At 60.7% G+C, this 17,270-nt stretch carries 17 protein-coding genes; 7 read left to right on the top strand and 10 right to left on the bottom strand.

The window, feature by feature from the left end; genetic code table 11:
* The first annotated feature begins 17 nt into the window (after nucleotides 1–17).
* Together ACEN93_RS21150 and ACEN93_RS21145 are read left to right on the top strand one after the other, a co-directional pair.
* Nucleotides 18–1,079, top strand: coding sequence for a calcium/sodium antiporter (locus ACEN93_RS21150; RefSeq protein ID WP_039769703.1), 1,062 nt, complete (start codon nucleotides 18–20; stop codon nucleotides 1,077–1,079).
* The gene (locus ACEN93_RS21145) at nucleotides 1,076–1,456 is read left to right on the top strand and encodes a carboxymuconolactone decarboxylase family protein (protein WP_039769260.1); all 381 of its coding nucleotides are present in this window, start codon (nucleotides 1,076–1,078) and stop codon (nucleotides 1,454–1,456) included. Before ACEN93_RS21150 ends, ACEN93_RS21145 begins: the two co-directional genes overlap by 4 nt.
* A gap of 9 nt (nucleotides 1,457–1,465) precedes the next feature.
* Here ACEN93_RS21145 and ACEN93_RS21140 read toward each other — a convergent pair whose 3' ends face one another.
* The 5 genes from ACEN93_RS21140 to kdgD all read right to left on the bottom strand — a co-directional run bounded on the left by ACEN93_RS21140 (nucleotide 1,466) and on the right by kdgD (nucleotide 8,033).
* Complete coding sequence (locus ACEN93_RS21140) at nucleotides 1,466–2,407, bottom strand: AEC family transporter (protein WP_007953620.1); 942 nt, start codon at nucleotides 2,405–2,407, stop codon at nucleotides 1,466–1,468.
* Between the two features lie 184 nt (nucleotides 2,408–2,591).
* Nucleotides 2,592–4,145, bottom strand: coding sequence for a galactarate dehydratase (gene garD, locus ACEN93_RS21135; RefSeq protein ID WP_085711803.1), 1,554 nt, complete (start codon nucleotides 4,143–4,145; stop codon nucleotides 2,592–2,594).
* Nucleotides 4,146–4,156: 11 nt separating this feature from the next.
* Nucleotides 4,157–5,521 (bottom strand): MFS transporter, encoded by a 1,365-nt coding sequence (locus ACEN93_RS21130; RefSeq protein ID WP_039769701.1) that lies wholly within the window; start codon nucleotides 5,519–5,521, stop codon nucleotides 4,157–4,159.
* A 99-nt stretch (nucleotides 5,522–5,620) separates the two neighbouring features.
* Complete coding sequence (locus ACEN93_RS21125; RefSeq protein ID WP_495610468.1) at nucleotides 5,621–7,060, bottom strand: aldehyde dehydrogenase family protein; 1,440 nt, start codon at nucleotides 7,058–7,060, stop codon at nucleotides 5,621–5,623.
* A 61-nt stretch (nucleotides 7,061–7,121) separates the two neighbouring features.
* Entirely contained in the window at nucleotides 7,122–8,033 is a 912-nt protein-coding gene (gene kdgD, locus ACEN93_RS21120; protein ID WP_007953624.1) for a 5-dehydro-4-deoxyglucarate dehydratase, read from the bottom strand.
* A gap of 233 nt (nucleotides 8,034–8,266) precedes the next feature.
* Between kdgD and ACEN93_RS21115 the strand changes: the two genes are divergently transcribed.
* From ACEN93_RS21115 to ACEN93_RS21100, 4 genes are all read left to right on the top strand, one after another.
* Nucleotides 8,267–9,565 carry a phospholipase gene (locus ACEN93_RS21115; protein WP_495610467.1) on the top strand — a complete coding sequence of 433 codons (1,299 nt, stop codon included), beginning with the start codon at nucleotides 8,267–8,269 and terminating at the stop codon, nucleotides 9,563–9,565.
* Nucleotides 9,566–9,576: 11 nt separating this feature from the next.
* Nucleotides 9,577–9,768 carry a hypothetical protein gene (locus tag ACEN93_RS21110; RefSeq protein WP_039769250.1) on the top strand — a complete coding sequence of 64 codons (192 nt, stop codon included), beginning with the start codon at nucleotides 9,577–9,579 and terminating at the stop codon, nucleotides 9,766–9,768.
* A gap of 102 nt (nucleotides 9,769–9,870) precedes the next feature.
* Nucleotides 9,871–10,245 (top strand): hypothetical protein, encoded by a 375-nt coding sequence (locus tag ACEN93_RS21105; protein WP_039769248.1) that lies wholly within the window; start codon nucleotides 9,871–9,873, stop codon nucleotides 10,243–10,245.
* 191 nt (nucleotides 10,246–10,436) lie between these two features.
* A complete protein-coding gene (locus ACEN93_RS21100) occupies nucleotides 10,437–10,790 on the top strand; it encodes a hypothetical protein (protein WP_039769246.1) in 354 nt (117 codons plus the stop codon).
* A 7-nt stretch (nucleotides 10,791–10,797) separates the two neighbouring features.
* Here ACEN93_RS21100 and ACEN93_RS21095 read toward each other — a convergent pair whose 3' ends face one another.
* The 4 genes from ACEN93_RS21095 to ACEN93_RS21080 form a co-directional block, all read right to left on the bottom strand.
* Nucleotides 10,798–11,544 carry a FadR/GntR family transcriptional regulator gene (locus ACEN93_RS21095; protein ID WP_176240928.1) on the bottom strand — a complete coding sequence of 249 codons (747 nt, stop codon included), beginning with the start codon at nucleotides 11,542–11,544 and terminating at the stop codon, nucleotides 10,798–10,800.
* Between the two features lie 131 nt (nucleotides 11,545–11,675).
* The gene (locus ACEN93_RS21090) at nucleotides 11,676–13,403 is read right to left on the bottom strand and encodes an ABC transporter ATP-binding protein/permease (protein WP_210711019.1); all 1,728 of its coding nucleotides are present in this window, start codon (nucleotides 13,401–13,403) and stop codon (nucleotides 11,676–11,678) included.
* A 96-nt stretch (nucleotides 13,404–13,499) separates the two neighbouring features.
* Nucleotides 13,500–14,060, bottom strand: a complete 561-nt coding sequence (locus ACEN93_RS21085) for a response regulator transcription factor (RefSeq protein WP_003221630.1) — start codon at nucleotides 14,058–14,060, stop codon at nucleotides 13,500–13,502.
* Nucleotides 14,053–15,315, bottom strand: coding sequence for an ATP-binding protein (locus ACEN93_RS21080; protein WP_011332442.1), 1,263 nt, complete (start codon nucleotides 15,313–15,315; stop codon nucleotides 14,053–14,055). Before ACEN93_RS21080 ends, ACEN93_RS21085 begins: the two co-directional genes overlap by 8 nt.
* Before the next feature lie 278 nt (nucleotides 15,316–15,593).
* Between ACEN93_RS21080 and ACEN93_RS21075 the strand changes: the two genes are divergently transcribed.
* On the top strand, nucleotides 15,594–16,310 hold the full coding sequence (locus tag ACEN93_RS21075; RefSeq protein WP_064593362.1) for an SIMPL domain-containing protein: 717 nt from the start codon (nucleotides 15,594–15,596) through the stop codon (nucleotides 16,308–16,310).
* A gap of 74 nt (nucleotides 16,311–16,384) precedes the next feature.
* Here ACEN93_RS21075 and ACEN93_RS21070 read toward each other — a convergent pair whose 3' ends face one another.
* Nucleotides 16,385–16,744, bottom strand: a complete 360-nt coding sequence (locus ACEN93_RS21070) for a DUF6124 family protein (protein ID WP_495610466.1) — start codon at nucleotides 16,742–16,744, stop codon at nucleotides 16,385–16,387.
* Nucleotides 16,745–17,270 lie beyond the last annotated feature (526 nt).

The following is a 17,270-nucleotide window of genomic DNA, read 5'->3' as shown; positions in this document are numbered from 1 at the left end:
ACTTGCCGCTGATCAGCGTGATCGAATTGCTCAGCGGGCTGTTCCTGCTGATCGCCGGCGCCGAGCTGATGGTGCGCGCCGCCGTGCGCCTGGCCGCGCGCCTGCATGTACGACCACTGATTATCGGCCTGACCATCGTCGCCCTCGGCAGCAGCGCCCCGCAAATGGCGGTCAGCCTGCAAGCCGTGCAGGCGCACACGCCGGACATCGCGGTCAGCAGCGTGATCGGCAGCAGCATTTTCAACATTCTTGTCACCCTCGGCCTGTCAGCGCTGATCATTCCGCTACGGGTGTCGCGGCAACTGGTACGCCTCGACATCCCGTTGATGATCGGCGCCAGCCTGCTGGTATTCGTGCTGGCGTGGAATGAAGAACTCGGGCGCTTCGACGGCATTCTGTTGCTCGGTGCCCTGGCGCTTTACCTCGGATTGTTGCTGCGCCAGTCGCGGCATTCGACCCGCCCGCATTCCGATCAACCCCACGATCCGCAAGCCCCGTGGTTCACCAGCCTGCTGATGATTGTCGGCGGCCTGGGCATGCTGGTGTTCGCCGGACACTTGCTGCTGGGGGCGGCCGTGGTCGTCGCCACTGACCTGGGATTCTCCGAACGGGTGATTGGTCTGACCGTGGTCGCGGTCGGCACTTCGCTGCCGGAACTCGCCACCTCGCTGATCGCCGCGCTGCGCGGTCAGCGGGACATCGCCGTGGGCAACGTGATTGGTGCCAACCTGTTCAACCTGCTTGGGGTGCTGGGCCTCACCGCTTTGATCGCGCCGACACCGCTGTCGGTCTCGCCCAATGCGCTGGATTTCGACCTGCCGGTAATGCTCGGCGTCGCGTTGCTATGCCTGCCGGTGTTCTATTCCGGCTACCGCGTGACCCGCGCCGAAGGTCTGCTGCTGCTCGGCTTGTACCTGGCGTACGGGCTGCACGTGGTGTCGTTCACCACCGGCATGCCACTGGCCGGCAAGCTCGAGCGATTGATGCTGTTTTATGTGCTGCCGACGCTGCTGGCGTTTCTGTTTTTCACGTCCGTGCGCGCCTGGCGCCGCCAACACCACAAGAGGGATGTGCCATGACCGAATCGAAGAAATCCGGGGTTGAAGTCCGCCGCCAGGTAATGGGCGACGCGTTTGTCGATCGCGCGCTGGGAAACGCCACCGAGTTCACTCAACCCTTGCAGGACTTCGTCAACGAACACGCCTGGGGCGGCGTGTGGAATCGCGAAGGTCTGCCGCTGAAAACCCGCAGCCTGATCACCCTCGCCGCGCTGACCGCGCTGAAGTGCCCGCAAGAGTTGAAAGGTCACGTGCGCGGCGCGTTGAACAACGGCTGCACCGTTGAAGAGATCCGCGAAGCGCTGTTGCATTGCGCGGTTTATGCCGGCGTGCCGGCGGCGATCGATGCGTTCCGCGCGGCGCAGGAAGTGATCGACAGTTACCAGAAGCCTGAGTAATCGCCGGCCTCAGATCCACCCGCCCCACTGCAAAAAGAAAATCCCGATGTTGGTGGTGATCGCCGCCATCAGCGTGGTGAGCACGATGATCGCCGCCGCCAGTTCATGATTGCCCTGGGCCGCACGGGCCATGACAAAACTGGCGGCGGCGGTCGGGCTGCCGAAGTACAGAAACAGAATCCCCAGTTCCGCCCCGCGAAAGCCCCACAGCCATGCACCCAGCGTGGCGATCACCGGCAGGCCGACCATCTTCACCAGACTCGAACTGAGCGCCATGTTGCCGCTCTTGCGCAGCGCCGCCAGCGACAGCGTGCCGCCAATGCAGATCAGCGCCAGCGGCAGCGTGGTCTGCGCCAGGTACTGGCCGGAGGTTTCCAGCCAGCCCGGCAGACCGATCTTGAAATAAGCGAACGGCGCCGCCGCGATCACGCTGATGATCAACGGATTGCTGACCACGCTTTTGCAGATGCTCCACGGGTCCGACTTGATCACCGGGCTGTAGACCGCCAGCACGATGGTCGACAGGGTGTTGTAGAACAGGATCACCAGCGCCGCGAGAATCGCTCCGAGGGAAATTCCGTAGTCGCCATACATGCTCGCCGCCAGCGCCAGGCCGATCACCCCGTTGTTGCCGCGAAACGCGCCTTGGGTGTAGATGCCACGATCTTCACGCGGACAACGGAAAATCGCCCAGCCCCAGGCCACGGCAAAACTGACCAGCGTGGCGAGGGCGAAATAGATCAGCAGCGCCGGTTGCAGCGCGGCGTGCAGGTCGGCGTGCAGGATGCCGAGAAACAGCAGCGCCGGCATGGTGACGTTGAACACCAGCGACGAAGCGGTGTGGATAAAGTTGTCGTTGATCCAGTCGATGCGCTTGAGCAGCACACCGAGAAACAGCATGGCAAACACCGGCGCGGTGATGTTCAGGGTTTCGAGGAAGATAGCCAGCATGCCGGGGAGCCTTGGAGGTGAGCGTCGTTAGGGGGCTAATGATAAGCCACTTTCACCCTGATCGTTCCCACGCTCTGCGTGGTAACGTCTCCTGTGACGCTCCGCGTCACGCTGTTGGGACGCGGAGCGTCCCGGGCTGCATTCCCACGCGGAGCGTGGGAACGATCCACACCCCTCAAGCAGATCAAGTAATCGGCGCCGGATTGAACAACGTAATGTCGTTATGCAGCTTGTGCTTCTCCGCCCACGTCTGCTGCTTGCCGCTCGCCACATCCAGGTAGTAGTGGAACAACTCCCAGCCCAACTCCTCGATGGACGCGCGTCCGGTAGCAATCCGCCCGGCATCGATATCGATCAGATCCGGCCAACGCTGCGCCAGCTCCGTACGGGTCGAAACCTTCACCACCGGCGCCATGGCCAGACCATAAGGCGTGCCACGCCCGGTAGTGAACACATGCAGATTCATCCCCGCCGCCAGTTGCAAGGTGCCGCAGACAAAATCGCTCGCCGGCGTCGCACAGAAAATCAGGCCCTTCTGCTTGAAGCGCTCCCCAGGGCCGAGCACACCGCTGATCGCGCTGCTGCCGGACTTCACGATCGAGCCCAGCGACTTTTCGACGATGTTCGACAACCCGCCCTTCTTGTTGCCCGGGGTGGTGTTGGCGCTGCGATCCGCTTCACCCTTGGCCAGATAGCGGTCGTACCAGTCCATCTCGCGCACCAGTTCCTCGGCAACGGTTTTGCTCTGCGCCCGTGAGGTCAGCAGGTAGATCGCATCGCGCACTTCGGTGACTTCGGAAAACATCACCGTCGCCCCCGCCCGCAGCAGTAAGTCCGAGGCATAACCGAGCGCCGGGTTGGCGGTGATGCCGGAAAACGCATCGCTGCCGCCGCACTGCATGCCGAGGATCAGCTCGGACGCCGGCACGGTTTCCCGGCGGCGCTGGTCGAGTTTCTTCAAGCGGACTTCGGCCAGTTCCATGATCTGCTCGATCATCTCGGTGAAACCGTGACTGGAGTCCTGCAAGCGATACAACCATGGCTCGCTCAGATCTACAGAAGCGTCGTCCTCGTGCATCACCTGCCCGGCCTGCAATTTCTCGCATCCCAGGCTGATCACCAGCGCTTCGCCACCGAGATTCGGGTTGCGCGCCAGATTGCGCACGGTGCGGATCGGGATGTAGGCGTCGGTGGCCGTGATGGCCACGCCGCAACCATAACTGTGGGTCAGCGCCACCACGTCATCAACGTGCGGGTACTTGGGCAACAGTTCGTCCTTGATGCGTTTTACCGCGTGATCCAGCACCCCGGTGACGCATTGCACGGTGGTGGTGATCCCGAGGATGTTGCGCGTGCCGACGGTACCGTCGGCGTTGCGATATCCCTCGAACGTGAAGCCTTCCAGGGGCGCCTGGGCGTCCGGCACTTCGGTGGACAGCGGCAGGCTGTCCAGCGGTGGCGCGGTCGGCATGCGCAGTTGATCTTCCTTGACCCAACTGCCACGGGGAATCGGCTGCAACGCGTAGCCAATGATCTGGCCGTAGCGAATCACCGTGCCGCCCTCGGGGATATCCACGAGGCTGACCTTGTGACTCTGCGGCACGAAATCCACCGTCACCAGGCCATCGGCAAATGCGGTGCCGGCCGGCACGCCCTGGTCGTTGACCACTACCACTACGTTGTCCCGCTCGTGCAGGCGGATGTAGCGCGGCGAGTCGGAATGTTCAATCAACTGCATGACGCCGCTCCTCAGGAATGCGCTTGAGACAATTTGCCGGTGGCTTCGGAACCGCCCTGGGTTGGCGGCTCTTTAAGGACCACACGTTTGATCGGGCCGACGATCACCAGGTAGCTGAACACCGCCACGAGTGCGTTGGCACCGACGAACACCAGCGCCCATTTGAACGAGCCGGTGGAACTGATGATGTAACCGATGACGATCGGAGTGGTGATCGAGGCGATGTTGCCGAAGGTGTTGAACAGGCCACCGCTCAGACCGGCGATCTGTTTCGGCGAGGTGTCGGACACCACCGCCCAGCCCAGCGCGCCCACGCCTTTGCCGAAGAATGCCAGGGCCATGAAGCCGACCACCATCCATTCAACGTCGACATAGTTGCACGCCACGATGCTGCTCGAAACCAGCAGACCGGCAATGATCGGCGCCTTGCGGGCAAAGGTCAGCGAATGGCCCTTGCGCAGCAGGTAATCGGAAATCACCCCGCCGAGGACGCCGCCGATAAAGCCGCAGATCGCCGGCAACGAGGCAATGAAACCGGCCTTGAGGATGGTCATGCCGCGTTCCTGCACCAGGTACACCGGGAACCAGGTCAGGAAGAAATAGGTGATGCCGTTGATGCAGTACTGGCCCAAATAAACGCCGAGCATCATGCGATTGGTCAGCAACTGGCGGATGTAATCCCACTTCGGACCGTCTGCCTTTTTGCCTTGTTTCTGGTCCATGTCGACCATGCCGCCGTTGTCGGCGATGAACTTCACTTCCGCTTCGTTGGCCATCGGGTGTTGGCGCGGGCTGTGGATAACCTTGAGCCAGACCAGCGAGAACACGATGCCGAGCAGGCCCATGACGATGAACACGTGCTCCCAGCCAAAGGAGAACACGATCCAGCCCATCAGCGGCGCGAACAACACGGTGGCAAAGTATTGCGCCGAGTTGAAGATCGCCGAAGCGGTGCCGCGTTCGGCAGTCGGGAACCAGGCCGCCACAATGCGTGCGTTGCCGGGGAACGATGGCGCCTCGGCCAGACCCACCAGGAAGCGCAGCATGAACAGCGCGACGATGGCCGTGGACATGCCGAACTCACCGACGAAGCCTTGCAGCACGGTGAACAGCGACCAGGTGAAAATGCTCAGGGCATAGACTTTTTTCGAGCCGAAGCGATCGAGCAGCCAGCCGCCGGGAATTTGCCCGGCCACGTAGGCCCAACCGAAAGCAGAGAAGATGTAGCCGAGGGTGACCGCGTCGATGCCGAGGTCTTTTTGCAAACTGGAACCGGCGATCGCGATGGTGGCGCGGTCGGCGTAGTTGATCGTGGTCACCAGAAACAGCATGAGCAGGATCAAATAGCGGACGTGAGTCGGCTTGGACGATTGCATGTAGATGTACTCCCACTGATTATTTTTATGCGGGTAAAACATTCTTTGGTCTTGTGCCGCGCAGGGCCTCAGGCGAAGGCCCGGCGCGGGTGCAGCGATTTACGAACCGATGTAGCTGGTCTTCACGACCGTGTAGAACTCTTGCGCATAGCGGCCTTGCTCACGTGAGCCATAGGATGAACCCTTACGGCCACCGAACGGAACGTGATAATCGACACCGGCGGTCGGCAGGTTGACCATCACCATCCCGGCCTGGGAATGACGCTTGAAATGGTTGGCGTACTTCAGCGACGTGGTGGCGATACCCGCCGACAGACCGAATTCGGTGTCGTTGGCCATGGCCAGTGCAGCCTCGTAATCGGCCACGCGAACGATGTTGGCCACCGGGCCGAAGATCTCTTCGCGGCTGATGCGCATCGACGCTTCGCTGTCGGCAAACAGGGTCGGCGCAAGGAAGTAACCCTCGGTGTCGCAGGTCACCAGAGCACCGCCGCTGACCAGACGCGCACCTTCGGACTGACCGATGTCGATGTACTTCATGTCCTGTTCAAGCTGCGCTTGCGAAACCACCGGACCGATATCGGTGCCGGCCTTCAGCGCGTGGCCGACCTTGATCGACTTCATGCGCTCGGCCATGGCTTCGACGAACTTGTCATGAATCCCGGCAGTGACGATCAGTCGGCTCGAAGCCGTGCAACGCTGGCCGGTGGAGTAGAACGCGCTCTGCACCGACAACTCGACCGCCTGCTTGAGGTCGGCGTCGTCGAGAATGATCTGCGGGTTCTTGCCGCCCATCTCCAACTGAACCTTGGCTTGACGCGACACGCAGTTGACGGCGATCTGACGGCCCACACTGACGGAGCCGGTGAAGCTGATGCCGTCGACTTTCGGGCTGTTGACCAACGCTTCGCCAACCACGCGGCCGCTGCCCATCACCAGGTTGAACACGCCGGCCGGGAAGCCTGCGCGGGAGATGATCTCGGCCAGGGCCCAGGCGCAACCCGGCACCAGATCCGCCGGTTTCAACACCACGCAGTTGCCATAGGCCAGGGCCGGGGCGATTTTCCACGACGGGATGGCAATCGGGAAGTTCCACGGGGTGATCAGGCCGACCACGCCGAGGGCTTCGCGGGTGACTTCAACGTTGACGCCCGGGCGCACCGACGGCACGTAGTCGCCGGACAGGCGCAGGCACTCGCCAGCGAAGAACTTGAAGATGTTGCCGGCGCGGGTCACTTCGCCGATGGCTTCGGGCAGGGTCTTGCCCTCTTCCCGGGCCAGCAGGGTGCCGAGCTCTTCGCGGCGGGCGAGGATTTCAGTACCGACTTTGTCCAGCGAATCGTGACGGGCCTGAATGCCCGAAGTCGACCACGCCGGGAACGCGGCGCGCGCGGCGTCGATGGCGGCGTTGACCTGAGCCAGGTCAGCCTTGGCGTAATCGCCGATGGTGTCGCTCAGCTCGGACGGATTGATGTTCGCCGAGTAATCGTTGCCGGCGACCCATTCACCGTTGATGTAGTTGTCATAGCGCTTGGTCACGAATCATTCTCCTGACGCAAAAGGCCGCTGATCGCTCAGCGGCCTTGTTTATAGAGTTGTGTTACTGCGCACCTTGCTTGTCGATCAGCGCGGCGAGCATTTCGTACTCTTCGCGGGTCAGGTCGGTCAGCGGCGCCCGCACCGGGCCTGCGTCATAGCCGGCGATCTTGGCGCCTGCCTTGACGATGCTCACGGCGTAACCGGCCTTGCGGTTGCGGATGTCCAGGTACGGCAGGAAGAAGTCGTCGATGATCTTGCCGACAGTGGCGTGATCTTCGCGGGCAATCGCGTGGTAGAAGTCCATCGCGGTTTTCGGGATGAAGTTGAACACCGCCGACGAGTAGACCGGCACGCCCAGGGCCTTGTAGGCCGCGGCGTAGACTTCGGCGGTCGGCAGACCACCGAGGTAGCTGAAGCGATCGCCGAGGCGACGACGGATCGACACCATCAGTTCGATATCGCCCAGACCGTCCTTGTAACCGATCAGGTTCGGGCAGCGCTCGGCCAGGCGTTCCAGCAGCGGCGCGGTCAGGCGGCAGACGTTGCGGTTGTAGACCACCACGCCGATGTTGACCGATTTGCACACCGCTTCAACGTGGGCGGCGACGCCGTCCTGGCTGGCTTCGGTCAGGTAGTGCGGCAGCAGCAACAGACCTTTGGCGCCCAGACGCTCGGCTTCCTGAGCGTATTCGATGGCCTGACGGGTCGAACCACCGACACCGGCGAGGATCGGCACGCTGCTGGCGCAGGTGTCGACGGCAGTCTTGATGATTTCCGAGTATTCGCTGGCGGCCAGGGAGAAGAATTCACCGGTGCCACCGGCGGCGAACAGGGCTGAAGCACCGTACGGGGCCAGCCATTCCAGGCGTTTGATGTAGCCAGCGCGGTTGAAATCGCCCTGAGCATTGAAATCGGTCACCGGGAACGAGAGCAGGCCGGCGGAGAGGATGGACTTCAGTTCTTGTGGATTCATTATTCGAACACCCTGGTAGCAACGTTTTTTTGTGAGTGGACCGTTCAGCCTTCGCCGAAGTTGTAGGTCATCGTACAACTTAAAATATAACCGTCAACTGCATTTCATCGTTGCAGGGCATTTTTTGTCGGACAAGATTTTTTTGACGTAGGAAATTTCTCGACTAGGCTGATTTTAACTGTATATACGTACAGTCAAATACAACCTGCCGACGACATATCAAGGAGAAAGAAATGTCCGGTCTACAAACAAAATGCCCCGAAAAGCCTGCACCGGTCATCGCCCGTTTTGATGACTTGTTTACCCCCGGCGGCATCGCCTTCAATGCCGAGAACCCGCACTTGCTGTTGCACATCGCCGACTCGCACAGCGATGTCGAACCCGCGATCGCCCTGCCCGCTCAAGCCTTGAAAGGCAAGCCGCAACTGCGCTTCGAAGGTGCGGAACACAAGGCTATAGGCGATAACACCCGGCTGCGCTTTATTGAAAATGCCGAGCCGGTGCTCGCGCAAAATGTGCCGCTGCATCTGCCGAACGGATTGGCGCTGACCTACGGCCAGGTGCTGGCGCTGGGCGGTGATTTCTATGGAATCGTCGACCGTCCGATCAATGAAGGGTCGACTTCGGCTGATCGCCTTCAGCGCTTCACGGCGGCCTTCGACACTCTCGCCACGCTGTCGGCCTCGAAGATCGAGGCGACGCAAATTCTCGCAATCATGCAAAAGGAGATCGACGCGGTTAAACAGGCCATCAAGGATGGCAAGCAACCTCATGAGGCCTACGACGCGTTGGGAGATACGTTGTCGGAAGAGTGGAACAAAATCACCGGCGGCGGCAGTTTAGTCTCGGCCCTGTTCCCGCTCGGTCGCTATCTGAAACTGGCAGCGAACAACGCCGACCACTTCGGCGAATGGGCTCGCCAGGCCTACATCGCCGGGCACACCGCCGCCCTGCAAACCGCCGCTGCCGCCCACGCCAGTCAGGACGAACTGCAACTGGAACGGGCCTACGCGATGAACGCATTCGCCGACCACTACCTCACCGATCTGTTCTCTTCCGGGCATTTGCGAGTGCCGCGCAAAGCCATGGCCGCAGCGGTGACACCGAGCGATCTGGGCTCGCTCATCACACGTTTCATGCACGACGAAGACAGCAAGTTCGGCCTCAAGGTACGCAACGGACATGGCGAGCAATGGCGGGCATTCGGTGACAAGCGCTACTTCGACGCCACGGACGCTGACAACCGCAATCAGGTGAATCGGGCGGTACAGGATTCGGCGGACGAGGTGTACGCCGCGTATTCAAGCGGCAACGTGCCGACCACCTTCAACGCGCTGCAACGGTTGCCGGATCTGACGGCCGTGCTGGACCCGGCCAACAACTTCTCGCCACTGTTCCGCGTCGAGGGCAACAAAGTCCTGCGGCGCAAGGACGTCAACAACCTCAACGACACCGCCACCGTCGACGACTGGTGGGGCTGGAGCACTTACCTGCTGCTCAAGGACTATCACCCAACGGGCAACACGAATTAAGGAGCGATTCGATGACCATCAAATTGAAACTGGAACTGGCCTCGGGCCAATCGATGGAAGGTGCGCCGCTGCAATTGCTGCGCGATGGCGTGGCCATCGCCCGGGCGTCGGTGGATGCTCATGGCCAGGCGACGTTCGACGTCCGGCCCGGCCCCGGCAAACTCGCAGTCAGGGTGGATCGTTCGACTCTGCCCCAGAGCTGAAATGCCCGGACAAGATTGCCCCGGCGCGCCTCACCGACTCGCCGGGTAAAGTGCGACGACTGCCGCGAAGGATCGCGGCAGATCTTTCAAGGAGAGCGAAACATGACGTTTGCCGCTGCACACCTTCCGCAATTCCCCGACCACGCCAGCGACTCGATCATTCTGCGGTTATCAACTCTGGATGATGACTTGATCGTTCGTGTGCCCGATGGGCAGAACACACCGCCGAACTGGGATGTGTACCCGATCCTCGGTGATGATCCGGAGGAGCCTGAATGGCAGGGTTTGGCGGAGCCGACCGGCGTCTGGGATGACACACTGGATGACATGGTCGGCCTGACCGGGATCGAACTGAGCATCCCGAGATTCGAGCTGGAAAAGTACCTGAACAGCACCGTTGAACTGCGCTACAAGTTCGCTGATGAGGCCGGTCTCGAGCCTTGTTCGGAGCCGCTGAAACTGTACATCGAGTCCTGATCCTGCTCTTTCGAGTCCTTCCAAGACCGAGCTCACTACTACCGTTCATCGCAACTGTCATTTCTGACAGGTGCGAACGCTTGGCAGGTTCGGGCTTACTGACTTGGGAGTTAACGAACCGGCTCCATCTACGCAACACCATGGTTTGCGTTCTTACAACGGTTCAAATGGATGTGAAAAGGAGTTTGATCATGACTGCACAAGTCAAAACCTTGGTGGCACCTATTCTCAAGGAAGCCGAGAACGGTGTGCTCTTCCTTAGCAAACTCAAAGGAGACGCTCACGGTGATGTACCGCCTTACCAGCAGGCCGTCGCTGGCGACGTGATTACCATGAAAGTAGAGACCTCGACCGGTAACAAATGGGAAGCAAGACATACCCTGACCGCAGCCGAGGTGGGAAAGTCAGTGATCTTCGCCATCCCCAAAGATGTCTTTGAGAAAAAACTTGTTCCCGGTGCGAGGGCCGAACTGCATTACACCGTCACCATAAACAACGGTAATGCTTCGTCATCCCCATTGCTGACAGTTCAACTCGAACGATAAGCAACAATCACCCCTGCGCCTGTGCCTCTTCATGAGCCTGGCGCAGTCTTTCCCGGCTGTTGGTCAAATGGAGGCGCATGGCCGCACGGGCGGCATCGGAATCCTGACGGGCGATGGCGTCGTAGATTTCCTCGTGCTCGCGACTCAGGCGACTCATGTAGTGCTGCTGATCGTCATGGGCCAGGCGCGCCGAATTCAGCCGCGTGCGCGGAATGATGCTGGTGCCCAGGTGGGTCATGATGTCGGTGAAATAGCGGTTGCCGGTGGACAGCGCGATTTGCAGATGGAACTGGAAGTCCGACGCCACTGCATCGCTGGCGTGGGCCACGCTGTCATTCAGCGCATCAAGGGCCGCGCGCATCGCAGCAAGTTGCTCGGTGCTGCGGCGCTGCGCGGCAAGGCCGGCGGATTCGACTTCGAGGCTGATACGCAATTCGAGAATGGCCAACACGTCACGCAGGGTGACCACGGTGGCCGGGTCGATCCGGAAACCGCTCGGGCTCGGGGTGTCGAGCACGAAGGTGCCGATGCCATGACGGGTTTCCACCTGCCCCGCCGCCTGCAAACGGGAAATCGCCTCGCGCACCACGGTGCGGCTGACGCCATGGGCCTCCATGATCGCCGACTCGGTCGGCAACTTGTCGCCGCGCTTGAGCAGACCGTCGCGGATCTGCTCGGTCAGCACCGTCACCAGTTCCTGAGCCAGGCTGCGGCGCTTGCGAGGGAGTCGCGGGGTGTCGATCAGGTTTTCCATGGTCTGCATCTTGTCTCGAAAATTCGGCTTGTGGGCATCATAGCTCAAGCGGGTTGTACGATCACTTTCCGTTTCCACACAAACCCTGTGGGAGGCGGCAAGCCAGCCCTCACAGGGTTTGTGTGGACATATCAGGCGGTCACGTTCTGCTCAACCAGGTGACCACTGTCGATCCGCACATGCCGTGGATGGAAGCGCTTGAGGCTGCTGCGATGGCCGACGCTGACGATGCTCAGGCCCGGCAACTGGTCGATCAGCGCCTGATACAGCGTGGCTTCGTCTTCCTCATCCATCGCCGATGTCGCTTCGTCCATGTACAGCCATTGCGGTGCATAGAGCAGCGCGCGGGCGAAGGCCAGACGTTGCTGTTCACCCGGCGAGAGCATGCGCTGCCAGTGATTGGCCTCGTCCAGTCGAGCCACCAGATGCGGCAAACGGCAGGTTTCCAGCACTTGTGCATAACGCTCGGGCGCATAGGTGTCGCCCGGTTGTGGATAACTCAAGGCGTCGCGCAGGGTGCCGATCGGCAGATACGGTTTCTGTGGCAGGAACAGATAACGCGAAGCCGGCAATCGAATACTGCCGTGCCCGGCCGGCCACAAATGGCCCATCGCCCGCAGCAGCGTGGATTTACCGCTGCCGGAACGACCGCTGAGCATCACCCGATCGCCCTGCTCCACGGTCATGTCGGCGCTGGTCAGTAGATGACGACCGTCGGCCAGATCGAGGCCGAGGTTATGAACCTTCAGCTCATCACCCTGATTCTGCACGTCGATGGCTGGCGCACGTTCTTCGTTGTCGGTCATGGCCTGGCGGAAGCTCAGCAGACGATCACAGGTGGCGCGCCACGCGGCGAGGTCCGCATAGGCATTGATGAACCAGCTGAAGTTCTCCTGCACGTTGCCGAATGCCGAGTTGATCTGCATCAGCTCACCCAGTTCGATCTTGCCGGTCAGGTAACGCGGGGCCGCGACGATGAACGGGAAGATGATTGCGATCTGGCCGTAACCCGAGGTGAAGAACGTCAGGCGCTTGGACACCCGCATGATGTCCCAGAAGTTGTGCCAGACCAGACCGAAGCGATTGCTCAGACGGCGATTCTCGTTCGGCTCACCGTTGTACAGCGCAATGCTCTCGGCGTTCTCACGTACGCGGACCATGGAGAAACGCAGGTCAGCTTCGAAGCGTTGTTGTTGATTGTTCAGGCCGATCAGGCGTCGACCGATCAGGTGCGTCAGCCAACTGCCGACCGCTGCGTACAGCAGCGCACACCAGAACATGTAGCCGGGAATCTCGATACCAAACACTTCGATGCTGCCGGAGACGCCCCACAGAATGATCGAAAACGACACCAGGCTGACCACCGTGCGGATCAGGCCCAACGCGAGATTCAAGGTGTTGGTGGTGAAGGTATTGAGGTCTTCGGAAATCCGCTGGTCAGGGTTGTCGGTGTAACCGCCCTGCTCCAGCTGGTAATAGTTCTTGTGCCCGAGCCAGCGTTTGAAATGGTTCTCGGTGAGCCATGCCCGCCAACGGATGGTCAGCATCTGCGTCAGGTACAGGCGATACACCGCGCCAAGAATCGCCACGGCCGCGATGCCGCAGAAATACAGGATCAACTGCCAGAACGCCGCCTCATCCTTCTTCTGCAGGGCGTTATAGAAATCCTTGTACCAACTGTTGATCCACACCGAGATCGCCACGCTGAACAACGTCAGCGCAATCACGGCGATCAGCAACGTCCAGGCCTTGCCCTTCTCTTCGCTGCGCCAGTAAGGCGTGGTCATGGCCCACACCTTGCGAAAAAACTGCCCGCGCACAGTATCGTTGACCGCGGAATATTCAGCGTTCTGATTCATGGAAAAGGCTCGATAAAGAAAAGAACAGACACGCACCGATCATAGATGATCGGTGCGTTTTATCGCGAGGGCTGGCGATGGTCGTTCAGCGCAGGTTCAGCGACGAACCGGACGCTTCTGCAGTTTGCGCTGCAAGGTGCGGCGGTGCATGCCCAGGGCGCGGGCAGTGGCGGAAATGTTGCCTTCGTGCTCGGTCAGCACGCGCTGGATGTGCTCCCACTGCAGGCGATCCACCGACATCGGGTTTTCCGGCACCAGGCTGTCGAGGTCGGCATGCTCGGAAAGCAGCGCTGCCAGCACGTCGTCGGCATCCGCCGGTTTGCACAGGTAATTGCAGGCGCCGCGCTTGATCGCTTCAACCGCCGTGGCGATGCTCGAATAACCGGTGAGGATTACTACGCGCATTTCCGGGTCCAGCTCCAGCAGCTTCGGCAGCAAGACCAGACCGGAGTCGCCGTCCATTTTCAGGTCCAGCGCGGCGTAGTCCGGCAGATCGGCCTGAGCGATGGTCAGGCCTTCTTCGGCAGAACCGGCGGTGCTGACGCGGAAACCGCGGCGGGCCATGGCACGGGCCATCACTCGGGTGAAGGTCGCGTCGTCATCGACCAGCAGCAAATGCGGCAGTTCTTCGCCTTCGACTTGGATTTCGTCACTCATGTTGCTCTCCTCGTGCGCCGTGGGGCAGGCGCAGCTCGGTGAGCGTGCCGCCTTCCTCATGACTATAGAGTTTCACTGAGCCGCCGGCGCGTGTCACGCTGGCCTTGCTCAAAAACAGGCCCAGGCCGAAACCTTTGCCCTTGGTGGTAAAAAACGGTTTGCCGATCTGCTCGGCGATGGCCAGCGGCACACCGGCGCCATGATCGCGGATGCTGATGGTCAGGTCTTCGGCGGTCCAGTCCAGGGTCACCTGAAGGTTTTCCGGGCAAGCGTCCGCGGCGTTGTTCAACAGATTCAACAAGGCCTGGGTCAGATCCGGCGGCGGCGCCACACGCGGCAACGGGCCCTGGCCCAGACGCTGGAAGCGATAACTGGCTTCCGGGCGCATCAGGTGCCAGCGGTTGAGCGCCTCGTCGAGCCACTCGGTGACGTCCTGCATCTCCACCGCCATCCGGCGATTGGCCTCGGCGGCGCGCACCAGTTGTTGCAGAGTCTCCTTGCAGAGTTTTACCTGATCCTTCAGCACCTTCAGATCTTCCTGAAGCATCGGGTCATGATGATCCTGCTGCATTTCGTTGAGCAGCACGCTCATGGTTGCCAGCGGGGTGCCCAGTTCATGGGCGGCACCGGCGGCCTGAGTCGCGACGGCCAGCAATTGCTGATCGCGCAGGCCTTCTTCACGGCGGATCGCCCGTAACTCTTCCTGCCGGCGCAGCTCTTCAGCCATGCGCGCGGCGAAGAACGTAATCACTGCCGCCGCCAGCGCGAAGCTCAGCCACATGCCGTAGATCTGCAAGTTCTCCCGGGCCACCGGCAGGGTTTCCAGCGGATAGAAGTGCGTCAGCATCAATGTGTACAAGGCCAGCGCAATACCGGACAGCACCACCGAATAACGCCATGGCAGCGTCACCGCAGCGATGGTCAGCGGCACCAGATAATACGAAACGAACGGGTTGGTCGAACCACCGGAGAAATACAGCAAGGCACTGTGGATAACCAGATCGCAGGCCAGTTGCAGCGCGTACTCGAGTTCGGTCACCGGCCACGAAGTGCGCAGGCGTACGGCGGTGAACACACAGAGCAGAATCGAACAGCCGAGGGTCATCACCAGTTGCACCCACGGCAACGGCAACAGATCCAGCCAGTAAGCGAGGCCCACGGAGCCGGCCTGCGCGGCGAGCACCAGGGTGCGGATGAAAGTCAGCCGCCAGAGATTCTGGCGAGTGGCGGAAGTCAGTTGTACGGGGGCGAGCATGAGCTCTCCTGATGAGCGCTCCAGGCGGATCGCACGGAGTATAACCAAGGCGCGGGCTTGAGAGGCGAAAGTGCGGCAAACGACCACACCCAAAAGCAGTTGCAAGTTGCGAGCTTCAAGCTACGAGCAAAAGCTTGCGGCTTGCAGCTTGAATCTCGTCGCTGGCCTTGTCATCTGTATAGAAGTTGTAACTGGGCGAACCGGATCATAAAAGCTAGAGTCTGATGGTTTCACGCAGGCCCCCGAACCATCACCTGCGCCCTCATCAAGGAGCTTTCATGCACACATTTCGCCGCAGCGCCGCCCTTCTCGCCCTGACCGTCGGCAGCATCGCCAGCCTTCCGGCCCTGGCCGCCGATGAGCTGCACTACAACCAGATTTCCCTGCGCGCCGAAGTCAGCCAGGAAGTGGCCCGCGACCTGATGATCGTGACCCTCTACACCGAAGAACAGAACACCGACCCGGCCAAACTCGCCGCCGACGTCAGCACCACCATGAACAAGGCCCTCGCCCAGGCGAAGCAGGTCAAAGACATCACCCTGCGCCAGGGCAGCCGCAACAGCTACCCGATCTACGACACCAAGGGCCAGAAAATCACCGGCTGGCGCGAACGCGCCGAACTGCGCCTGGAAAGCGCCGACTTCGCCGCCCTGTCCAAACTCACCGGCGAGCTGCTGACCGACCTGAAAATGGGAGGAATGGACTTCGCCATCGCCGACCCGACCCGCAAGGCCAGCGAAGACAAACTGCTGAAAGAAGCCGTCACCGCCTTCAAGGCCCGCGCCCAACTGGCCACCGACGCCCTGGGCGGCAAGGGCTACAAAATCGTCAACCTGAACCTCAACAGCAACGGCTTCCCGCAACCGTACATGCGCGCCCCGATGATGATGAAAGCCGCGGGCATGGATTCAGCGCCCGTCACGCCTGAAGTCGAAGCCGGCACCAGCCAGGTCAGCCTGACCGCTGATGGCTCGATTGAAGTGTTGATGCAGTGATTGAATGACGACTGAATGAAAAACCGGCGATCAGTGATGATCGCCGGTTTTTTTTATACCTGGGATTTGTGTTGTCAGGTTTGCGGATCAACCCGATCCAGCGCGCGGTTCACTGCAAGCTCCGCCAGCATGATGATCTGCTGGATACCCAGTGCCGTATTGCGTTGCGGGCCGCTGAGTTCGTTGGCGAAATTGCTGGCGATGGTACTGGCCGAGGCCAGGGATTCGCAGGCATTGGCCAGCAGGCTTTCGGTGTCGACGTTGGGCGTGACCATGTACATCGTGCTCGGGCGCGGTTTGGAAGGGTTGGGGCACAGGTAATAGTCGAGGGCGCGTTTGATGGCTTCGCGGTTGCGGGCGAGGTCTTCGGCGCGCATGGCTTCTTCGAGGGGTGTGGGTGTTTCGAGGGGTGGGTCGGGTACGGGCTTGTTCATGGAGCATTTCCTTATGAATTTGCGCCACTCATTTCCGATCTCACTCGAGAAATGAGGTGGCAACTATGTACGGAGTGAGATTACCGGTAAGGAAACCAACCCGGCCGGACCGAAGTCCGCCCGTACATAGCCGCCATAAAGAACTGCCGACAGCATGAACTGGCGGCGATTATGGGGCGGCTTGCTCTGGTTTCCAAATTCAGTAACCGGGAATCTCACCTCCCGATCGCAGAGTCTTCTGCGACAACCAAAGACTAGGGATCGTGCTTCCGACGGACAACCTGAAAACCTTGTGGGAAGGTTCGGTGAATCCCACACATCTTTAAACATTCGAAAATGGAACGCGGAGCGTCCCGGGCTGCATTCCCACGCGGAGCGTGGGAACGATCAAGCAGTCCGCAGTTGCTTTCCGCTTTCCGCTTTCCGCTTTCCGCTTTCCGCTTTCCGCTTTCCGCTTTCCGCTTTCCGCTTTCCGCTTTCCGCTTTCCGCTTTCCGCTTTCCGCTTTCCGCTTTCCGCTTTCCGCT

It is taken from the genome of Pseudomonas sp. Pseusp21 (assembly GCF_059492145.1).
The sequence above is the reverse complement of the archived record's forward strand: the minus strand, read 5'-3'. Positions and strand labels throughout refer to the sequence as shown.

What these genes read in the sequence shown, in the direction of transcription:
- ACEN93_RS21145 (WP_039769260.1), top strand. Translation starts at nt 1,076, where the DNA reads ATGACCGAATCGAAGAAATCCGGGGTTGAAGTCCGCCGCCAGGTAATG.
- ACEN93_RS21140 (WP_007953620.1), bottom strand. Translation starts at nt 2,407, where the DNA reads ATGCTGGCTATCTTCCTCGAAACCCTGAACATCACCGCGCCGGTGTTT.
- garD (WP_085711803.1), bottom strand. Translation starts at nt 4,145, where the DNA reads ATGCAGTTGATTGAACATTCCGACTCGCCGCGCTACATCCGCCTGCAC.
- ACEN93_RS21130 (WP_039769701.1), bottom strand. Translation starts at nt 5,521, where the DNA reads ATGCAATCGTCCAAGCCGACTCACGTCCGCTATTTGATCCTGCTCATG.
- kdgD (WP_007953624.1), bottom strand. Translation starts at nt 8,033, where the DNA reads ATGAATCCACAAGAACTGAAGTCCATCCTCTCCGCCGGCCTGCTCTCG.
- ACEN93_RS21115 (WP_495610467.1), top strand. Translation starts at nt 8,267, where the DNA reads ATGTCCGGTCTACAAACAAAATGCCCCGAAAAGCCTGCACCGGTCATC.
- ACEN93_RS21110 (WP_039769250.1), top strand. Translation starts at nt 9,577, where the DNA reads ATGACCATCAAATTGAAACTGGAACTGGCCTCGGGCCAATCGATGGAA.
- ACEN93_RS21105 (WP_039769248.1), top strand. Translation starts at nt 9,871, where the DNA reads ATGACGTTTGCCGCTGCACACCTTCCGCAATTCCCCGACCACGCCAGC.
- ACEN93_RS21100 (WP_039769246.1), top strand. Translation starts at nt 10,437, where the DNA reads ATGACTGCACAAGTCAAAACCTTGGTGGCACCTATTCTCAAGGAAGCC.
- ACEN93_RS21095 (WP_176240928.1), bottom strand. Translation starts at nt 11,544, where the DNA reads ATGGAAAACCTGATCGACACCCCGCGACTCCCTCGCAAGCGCCGCAGC.
- ACEN93_RS21090 (WP_210711019.1), bottom strand. Translation starts at nt 13,403, where the DNA reads ATGAATCAGAACGCTGAATATTCCGCGGTCAACGATACTGTGCGCGGG.
- ACEN93_RS21085 (WP_003221630.1), bottom strand. Translation starts at nt 14,060, where the DNA reads ATGAGTGACGAAATCCAAGTCGAAGGCGAAGAACTGCCGCATTTGCTG.
- ACEN93_RS21080 (WP_011332442.1), bottom strand. Translation starts at nt 15,315, where the DNA reads ATGCTCGCCCCCGTACAACTGACTTCCGCCACTCGCCAGAATCTCTGG.
- ACEN93_RS21075 (WP_064593362.1), top strand. Translation starts at nt 15,594, where the DNA reads ATGCACACATTTCGCCGCAGCGCCGCCCTTCTCGCCCTGACCGTCGGC.
- ACEN93_RS21070 (WP_495610466.1), bottom strand. Translation starts at nt 16,744, where the DNA reads ATGAACAAGCCCGTACCCGACCCACCCCTCGAAACACCCACACCCCTC.